At 47.0% G+C, this 6,173-nt stretch carries 9 protein-coding genes; all 9 read left to right on the top strand.

The genetic code is table 11. The annotated features are described in order from the left end of the window. Window positions 1–1,324: Orn/Lys/Arg family decarboxylase (locus tag C792_RS0113955; protein WP_245537549.1), on the top strand; the 1,324-nt coding region annotated here is incomplete at its 5' end. Beyond that, complete coding sequence (gene tmk / locus C792_RS0113950; protein WP_017550075.1) at window positions 1,324–1,956, top strand: dTMP kinase; 633 nt, start codon at window positions 1,324–1,326, stop codon at window positions 1,954–1,956. The genes C792_RS0113955 and tmk, both read left to right, overlap by 1 nt. Continuing rightward, window positions 1,953–2,282: a cyclic-di-AMP receptor gene (locus tag C792_RS0113945; RefSeq protein ID WP_017550074.1), complete on the top strand. Its 330-nt coding sequence runs from the start codon at window positions 1,953–1,955 to the stop codon at window positions 2,280–2,282. Before tmk ends, C792_RS0113945 begins: the two co-directional genes overlap by 4 nt. A gap of 8 nt (window positions 2,283–2,290) precedes the next feature. Further along, a complete protein-coding gene (locus C792_RS0113940) occupies window positions 2,291–3,199 on the top strand; it encodes a DNA polymerase III subunit (RefSeq protein ID WP_017550073.1) in 909 nt (302 codons plus the stop codon). A gap of 5 nt (window positions 3,200–3,204) precedes the next feature. Further along, the gene (locus C792_RS0113935; protein WP_017550072.1) at window positions 3,205–4,011 is read left to right on the top strand and encodes a PSP1 domain-containing protein; all 807 of its coding nucleotides are present in this window, start codon (window positions 3,205–3,207) and stop codon (window positions 4,009–4,011) included. Between the two features lie 2 nt (window positions 4,012–4,013). Further along, window positions 4,014–4,328, top strand: a complete 315-nt coding sequence (locus C792_RS0113930; protein ID WP_017550071.1) for an initiation-control protein YabA — start codon at window positions 4,014–4,016, stop codon at window positions 4,326–4,328. Between the two features lie 40 nt (window positions 4,329–4,368). Next, window positions 4,369–5,097: a tRNA1(Val) (adenine(37)-N6)-methyltransferase gene (locus C792_RS0113925; RefSeq protein WP_017550070.1), complete on the top strand. Its 729-nt coding sequence runs from the start codon at window positions 4,369–4,371 to the stop codon at window positions 5,095–5,097. Continuing rightward, window positions 5,090–5,341, top strand: coding sequence for a GIY-YIG nuclease family protein (locus tag C792_RS0113920; protein WP_017550069.1), 252 nt, complete (start codon window positions 5,090–5,092; stop codon window positions 5,339–5,341). The genes C792_RS0113925 and C792_RS0113920 overlap by 8 nt, the downstream gene beginning before the upstream one ends. Before the next feature lie 3 nt (window positions 5,342–5,344). Continuing rightward, window positions 5,345–6,166, top strand: a complete 822-nt coding sequence (gene rsmI / locus C792_RS0113915; RefSeq protein WP_017550068.1) for a 16S rRNA (cytidine(1402)-2'-O)-methyltransferase — start codon at window positions 5,345–5,347, stop codon at window positions 6,164–6,166. The last annotated feature ends 7 nt before the right edge of the window (window positions 6,167–6,173 follow it).

Genomic DNA, 6,173 nt, shown 5'->3' with positions numbered 1-6,173 from the left:
ATCTTATTGGTACTTTCGGATAACCGTGGTATATATAAATGAAGTGGTGAATAATATGAATTTATATGAAATGATTGAAACGATGCTGAATGATGATAAACCTCATATATCTATGCATGTGCCGGGCCATAAAAGTAACGCCATCGGCTGCCTTCCAATGCTTGATGCCCGTTTTGATATGACGGAGATTGATGGTCTGGATGATCTCCATGAACCGGAGGGCATACTTAGGGACATCAACATGAACCTCAGTTTGAAATATCCGGGTTATACTGCCCAGATGATGGTGAACGGCACGACTAATGGTATATTGTCTGCTGTTTTTTCCATGAAAGAGATGACGGCCCGATTTATTGTTGTGGGTGATGCACATAAGTCTGTTTATCATGCGATTAGGCTGACTGGAGTCTATTATACTGAAATTACTTATGTGGATTTAAATGATTTTGACACAGATTCCAGTGACACGTTTATCGTCACCTACCCTGCATATACAGGAGAATTGGTGGATATAGAGCAGCTTATTTCATTTGCCCATGAACATGGGGCACGCGTCATTACGGACGAGGCGCACGGTGCACATTTCGATATTGCTCCGGGTTTTCCTGCCTCCTCGATGGTGTACGGATCGGATATTACAATCCAGTCCTATCATAAGATGCTTCCGGCATTGACGATGGCTTCTGTAATCTTTACAAAGTCGGTATCGGTGCACAGGGAAGTGATGAAATACATAAACTGGTTTGAAACATCCAGCCCTTCCTATCTGGTGATGCTTTCCATTGAAAGTGCCCATGAGTTCTATAAGACTTATCAACCTGAAAATTTCTTCACTAAACGGATGAAGCTCATTGAAGCATTGAGGAAAGAGGAGATTATCGTATCGGAAAAAGCGGACCCTGCGAAAATTATGCTCAGCCATCCGCAATTTTCCACGTATGAATTGGCGAAGGTCCTGAAACGAGAGCATCATATCCATCATGAAATGGTCTCGGATGAGGGAGTACTGTGGTGTCTGCCTCTGTTCCATAAAGGGGACAGGTATCCGTACGAGAGTCTATTAAAACGCATTGGAGAGCTCAGGTTGGAATCAGACCATCCCGCAGATGATGGCAGCATCCCACCCGTCACGGAGGTGGAGAACCTGCTGGGCAGGGTATGCAGACGAACCATAGTGCCTTATCCTCCGGGGGTGCCGATGATCCATGAGGGTGAGACGTTCAGCCGGGAGCATATCAAAAGGATTACGCATAATATATATAATCATGTTAGAATGGAAGGTATAGGACATAACATAGAATACTACAAGAATGAGGAAATTTAATGGGTCATTTCATTACATTTGAAGGTCCGGAAGGTTCCGGAAAGACGACAGTGATTTCCAGGGTACATGAGGTGCTGTCGGAAAAATATGATACAATGGCAACGCGTGAGCCCGGTGGCATTGCGATAAGTGAAAAGATCAGGGAACTCCTGCTTTCAAAGGGCAATGATATGGATGCACGTACAGAAGCACTTCTGTTTGCGGCTGCCAGACGTCAGCATCTGGTGGAAAAGGTGCTTCCGGCACTGGACGCGGGAAAAATCGTATTGTGTGACCGTTTCATAGACAGCTCCATCGCCTACCAGGGGGTAGCCAGAGGGATAGGTGCTGACGGGGTGATGGATATCAACCGTTTTGCCATAGAAGACCATATGCCCGACCTGACAATCTATCTGAAACTTGACCCTGAGATCGGGCTTCACAGAATAGAAAGCAACAAACGCGATCACAACAGATTGGATGCGGAAAAAATCAACTTTCATAAAGATGTCGTTTTGGGGTATAATGAATTATCAGAAAATTATCCATGCAGGATTAAGATAGTTGATGCGGATCAGTCTCCTGAAAAGGTGACGCGGGATGCACTTGAAATAATCAACCAATATTTGGACCAAGGAGTGAATCAGTCATGAAGATGGTTATTGCAATCGTTCAGGACCATGACAGTCAGAGGCTGGCCGACAGGCTGACTAAAAATGATTTCAGAAATACCAAGCTTGCTTCAACAGGCGGTTTTTTGAGGGCCGGAAACACGACGTTCCTGTGTGGTGTGGAAGATGCGCGTGTGGATGAATTGCTCAAACTGCTGGATGATACATGTGGGAACAGGGAACAGACAGTAGCCCCTGTAACTCCGATGGGCGGTAATGCGGACTCCTATATTCCTTATCCGGTAGAAGTCGAGGTCGGCGGAGCGACTGTGTTTGTCCTGCCAATCGAACAGTTTGAAAGATTTTAAGTGATTTTATGGATACCCGGACAATCAGCGTTAAACAGCAGCTGGACCGGATTATTGAGAGCGGCAGACTCAGCCACACCTATATGTTCGAAGGCGATGCCATAGAGACATTGAGACGGCACAGTGAGTATTTTGCACTCAGTATCCTGGGAGATACAGAACGTAATGAAACGCTTGTTTCAGAAGGTAATCATCCGGATTATTTCTATCTGCGTACGGATGAAACGTCTATTAAAAAAGAGGCGGTTGAAGATCTCGTCCGCAGGATGAACAGGAAACCGACCGAATCAGAGTATAAAGTATACGTAATAGAAGCATTTGAGAAACTGACACCCCAGGCAGAGAACAGCGTGTTGAAATTTCTTGAAGAACCACCGGAAAAGACAATAGCAATCCTGCTTACAATAGATAAGAGCAGTATTTTGCCCACCATACACTCCAGGTCCCAGCATATCCACATAAAGGGTGAGACAGAAGATCGGACAAGATTTCTGGAAGGGCTGAGTGATGCGGAATTGAACACGGTTGATGTGTTGGCACTTAATGCCCGGCATGTGAAGGACCTCGGAGAGAATTTTTCCACATTGAGAAAAGCGGCAGCCGGATTTTCATCCAAATGGATTGGCAATCATCCTTTGGTCCTCATTGAAATCAAGCCGATGCTTGATATATGCACAGAGCGCAGGGATCACATGCTGCTGCTCCAGCTGATTGATGGTTTTGTCCGCCAGTCTATGCATGCGTCACTGGGACTTGAAAGCTACAGGCCATTCGGTGATGAACAGGTACAGGGCAACAATTCTATAAAGCGGCTTGCCATGATGTTGGATGAAGTCCAGGCAGCAAACAGGATGCTCCAGTCCAATGTCCATCCGCTGCTCGTATTTGAAAGTATGGTTATCTGCTCGAAAGGTTGAATAATATGATAGAACTTATCACTGCCACCCAGCTGGACTATTTTGATAACTTGTATATCGAAAACAGTTCAGTGAAGGTGGAACGCGATGATTATATAGTTGCAGAAACAAAACGGGGCATGGAGATGCTGCGTGTCGTGAAAGGGAACTATGAAATTCCCAAAAATAATATAGTGGAACCTGACGGCAGATTCTTACGTCCGGCGACTGATCAGGATGAGGAAGCATTCCATAAAAACCAAAATAATGCAGAAGAGGCTATGGAATTCTGTAAATCTGCCATAGAGGTGGAAAACCTGGATATGAATCTGGTGAACGCCAAATTTACATTGGACTGCAAAAAGCTGATTTTCAATTTCACAGCCGATGAACGTGTGGATTTCAGAAGTCTGGTCCGTGTGCTGGCTAACAAGTTCAAGACACGTATCGAGTTGCGCCAGATTGGTGTGCGGGATGAAGCTAAGTATCTCGGAGGCATCGGTCCATGCGGCCGCGCCCACTGCTGCTCCACGTTCCTGGGTGATTTTGCCCCAGTGAGCATACAGATGGCAAAAAACCAGGATCTTTCACTCAGCCCGACTAAGATTTCGGGTGCATGCGGCCGTCTGATGTGCTGCCTCAACTATGAGGATGAGTACTACGAGGATGCCCGCGAACGGATGCCCGATGTCGGACAGACGATCAATACGCCCGACGGCCGCGGTCTTGTAGTGGGGATGAATATACTCGACCTTGTCGTCAAAGTTAAATATACAGATGATTATATCCGGGAATTCCACTGCGATGAACTTGAAGCAGCCGGAGAGGTGTAAGGATGGATCGTGAGCGTTTATTCATGCACATCAGCAAAATGGAAGCCGATATGAACAGCATGCATGATGATCTTCAGACACTGAAGGAGCTTGCAGTTCGTCTTGTCGAAGAGAACGTCACTCTGCATATGGAGAAGGAGAAGTATGAAAAGCTCCATGAAGAAGATGAGACTGTGGAAGAGGACTCTTTCAAGGGAAATACACTGAACAGCATCTATGAAGAAGGTTTCCATGTATGCAGCGTGCACTTTGGGACATTGAGAAATGGCGAGGACTGCCTGTTCTGCCAGGGATTTCTTGAACATAGAGGTAAGTGACAGACGGCTTCGGCCGTCTTTATTATTTGAGGTGAGAAAGATGTTGAAAGAGGGAGAGCGCCTGGATGCTCTTTTCAGGGAATCCATGCAGATCATTCAGAGCAGGGAAGTATTTTCATTTTCGGTCGACGCGCTTCTGCTTGCCAATTTCACACGTATTGTGAAAAGGGACGGGGGAATTATCGATCTATGTTCAGGTAACGGCGTTATACCGTTGCTTTTATCGCACAGGACGGCAAAGTCGATCGATGCGGTGGAACTGCAGCCGCAACTTGCTGATATGGCGGAAAGGAGCATCGATCTCAACGAAAAGGCTGGCCAGATAACGATGCACACTGGCGATATCAGGCAGATCAGGGAGATGTTCAGTCATTCCTCATTCGATGTCATTACCGTAAACCCGCCGTATTTCACGAGCAATCAGCCCCTTAAAAAACTTGGGCCGCACAGCATTGCAAGGCACGAAGTACATATCGATCTCGCGGGTGTGGTTGCAGCCGCACGGTTCCTCGTGAAGAATAAAGGGCGTCTCTATATGGTGCACCGGGCCGAGCGCAGCATGGAGGTCGCGAACATGCTTGCCGGCGCCGGTTTCAGGATCAGGCGGCTGCAGTATGTTTATAATGATGAAAATGCGGAGACCGCAATGTTCGTCCTCGTGGAAGCGATATTTCACAGCCAGGCCTATGTGGATGTGCTGCCGCCCTTTTATATATATGATACTGACGGTAAATATTCAGAAGGGATGCTGGAGGTATACTATGGCTGAGTACTATACATACATTGTAGAATGTGCAGATGAGACATTGTATACGGGCTATGCCACAGACCTTGCGAAACGGATCAGTACCCATAACAGCGGTGCAGGTGCAAAATATACGCGCAACAGGCTCCCTGTGACACTCCGGTACTATGAAAAGTTCGGATCGAAAAGTGAAGCGATGAAACGGGAATATGCAATCAAGAAACTGACAAGGGCAGCGAAACGGGCACTGATAGAAAGCGGGGGATGACTGGTGGATCTATTTATAACGGGAACACCGATCGGAAATTTGGATGATATGACGTTCAGGGCGATTGAGACCTTGAAAAAAGTGGATGTAATCCTTTGTGAGGATACACGGACGACACGGAAGCTGACCAGCCATTTTGAAATCGGTACGCCACTGAGATCCTACCACGATTTCAACAAAGAAGAGATCGAGGACCGGATCATTGAAGAGATGAAATCGGGAAAGACATTTGCTCTCGTAAGTGATGCGGGTATGCCTGTCGTCTCGGATCCGGGCTTCGAACTGGTGGGACGCATGCAGCGCGAAGGGTTGGAGTATTCAGTCATCCCCTCTGCCTCGGCGTTTACAATGGGGCTTGTCACAAGCGGCATCCCTTCGTACGAGTTTACGTATTTCGGTTTCCTCCCAAAGACCGGACGTAAAAGGAAAGAGAAAATCGAGGAGATCATGAATCATCCACTCACATCGGTGATATATGAATCCCCGCATAAAATTAAAGACACGCTCCTGGCCATAAGCGGTATCGATCCCGGGCGGAATGTGAGCATCTCCCGGGAAATAACGAAGAAATTCGAACAGCATGAACGTGCAGAAGCGGCAAGGATGACCGACATGCTGGGTGCGGATATCCCGCTGAAGGGAGAGTTTGTCATTGTAGTGGAGGGGGCGCCGGAGGTTGAAGAGAGTTTCGATATGCCGGTGGATGATCATGTGGCACAGTTGATTGCTGAAGAAGGAATGAAGCCGAAACAGGCCATAAAAGCTGTTGCGGAACTCAGGGGACTGCGTAAGCAGGATGTCTATGACGCATACCATAAAAAATAATCGATGG

The organism is Salinicoccus carnicancri Crm (genome assembly GCF_000330705.1).
Taxonomy (GTDB): domain Bacteria; phylum Bacillota; class Bacilli; order Staphylococcales; family Salinicoccaceae; genus Salinicoccus; species Salinicoccus carnicancri.
The sequence above is the reverse complement of the archived record's forward strand: the minus strand, read 5'-3'. Positions and strand labels throughout refer to the sequence as shown.

Coding starts and splice junctions, on each gene's coding strand:
- tmk (WP_017550075.1), top strand. CDS start 1,324: ATGGGTCATTTCATTACATTTGAAGGTCCGGAAGGTTCCGGAAAGACG.
- C792_RS0113945 (WP_017550074.1), top strand. CDS start 1,953: ATGAAGATGGTTATTGCAATCGTTCAGGACCATGACAGTCAGAGGCTG.
- C792_RS0113940 (WP_017550073.1), top strand. CDS start 2,291: ATGGATACCCGGACAATCAGCGTTAAACAGCAGCTGGACCGGATTATT.
- C792_RS0113935 (WP_017550072.1), top strand. CDS start 3,205: ATGATAGAACTTATCACTGCCACCCAGCTGGACTATTTTGATAACTTG.
- C792_RS0113930 (WP_017550071.1), top strand. CDS start 4,014: ATGGATCGTGAGCGTTTATTCATGCACATCAGCAAAATGGAAGCCGAT.
- C792_RS0113925 (WP_017550070.1), top strand. CDS start 4,369: ATGTTGAAAGAGGGAGAGCGCCTGGATGCTCTTTTCAGGGAATCCATG.
- C792_RS0113920 (WP_017550069.1), top strand. CDS start 5,090: ATGGCTGAGTACTATACATACATTGTAGAATGTGCAGATGAGACATTG.